The 614-nt window shown below is 38.8% G+C and carries 1 pseudogene; it reads right to left on the bottom strand.

Annotation, left to right across the window (positions count from 1 at the left end):
* Positions 1 to 393: 393 nt before the first annotated feature.
* Positions 394 to 614: pseudogene (locus AAIB49_RS19935) on the bottom strand (IS110 family transposase); the annotation flags it as partial.

The raw sequence follows: 614 nt of genomic DNA, 5'->3' as shown, positions 1-614 counted from the left end.
CTCCCTCAATAAAGTTAATTTTTCTTCCAAATACTCGCGTATTCTCAATATTTTATAAACACTAGTTAGTTGACACACCTTATAGATAGTTAAAAATTGAAAGTAATTCAATTTATTTACAGGTTGGGGGCCATCCTATCTGCCAAACTGGTATTGTTTGGAAAACAGTTTTATAACCGTGCTAGGAAATCTCCACACAAATCACGGTCGCTAACCCTCCCATGTCTCTCCGGATCGTATCCATACTTTCCTTCGTCCTGCGTATCCATGAGGTGGAGGTTGGAAATGCTCCTATGCTGGGTCTAATGCCCGAATGGATAATATATACTCCAACTCTGCACTATTGGTGTTTGTATGAGAACTAATAATCGTATTTGATGTGTTTCTAAAGGCTTAAGCAGCCTGTAATGCTTCCTTTTGTGACAATCCTCTTAATAACTTAGATCCATCAAACTCACATTGTCTTTGGCCAATGACAAATAATACACGTAATAACTTACAACACAAGGCAATGAGTGACTGTTGCTTTTTCAATGGTTTTTCAGACCGTGTTGTATAGTGTTGATGCAGGGCTTTAAACGTTGGATTATGGGCAACTAGCGGACGAATGGCTA

The sequence above is a fragment of the Ornithinibacillus proteolyticus genome (assembly GCF_039581225.1).
Classification (GTDB): Bacteria; Bacillota; Bacilli; order Bacillales; family Amphibacillaceae; genus Ornithinibacillus; species Ornithinibacillus massiliensis.
The sequence above is the reverse complement of the archived record's forward strand: the minus strand, read 5'-3'. Positions and strand labels throughout refer to the sequence as shown.